The organism is Sphingobium sp., assembly GCF_033795625.1.
GTDB lineage: Bacteria > Pseudomonadota > Alphaproteobacteria > Sphingomonadales > Sphingomonadaceae > Sphingobium.
On the sequence record NZ_JARYGI010000145.1, the window covers coordinates 1 to 560 of the forward strand.

1 protein-coding gene is annotated in these 560 nt (G+C 56.6%); it reads right to left on the reverse strand.

Features of this window, described 5'->3' with window-relative positions:
• On the reverse strand, positions 1-560 hold a 560-nt coding region (nagB, locus tag QHC67_RS19075; protein ID WP_319296742.1), incomplete at both ends, for a 1,2-dihydroxy-1,2-dihydronaphthalene dehydrogenase NagB.

Genomic DNA, 560 nt, shown 5'->3' on the forward strand with positions numbered 1-560 from the left:
AAGCCAGCGCTTGCCGGGCCAGCCAAAGAAGTGACCGTGCCACCTGGCGCAACGCCATTGACCCGGATGTGCGGAGCCAATTCGTAGGCCAAAGCCTTGACCATGCCCAGCACCGCATGTTTGCTGGCAATGTAGCAAGAACCGCCGGCACCGACCGCATAGGAAGAAACGGAAGCCGTCACCACCACCGATCCGTTCGTCTTTTTGAGCTCCGGCAAGGCCGCGCTGATGCCGCTGAAATAGCTTTTGACGTTGATGTCAAATATCTCGTCGAAACTGCCCGAGAATTTCTCCCAAGGCTCATCGATGCTCAGCATGTAATCCCATATCCCGGCATTTCCGATGAAGCAATCCAGGCGCCCGAACTTGGCAACCGTCTGTTTAACCAGCTTCTCATTGGTGGCGTGATCACGGACATCGCCCGCCACGATCTCAATGTCGTCTTTGAATTCACTGCGAAGACCCGCCTCTTGCTCCTCGTTGCGAACGAGTGCAGATACGCGATACCCGGCTGCCTTAAAAGAGCGAACCAACTCGAAACCAATGCCCGAGCCGGCGCC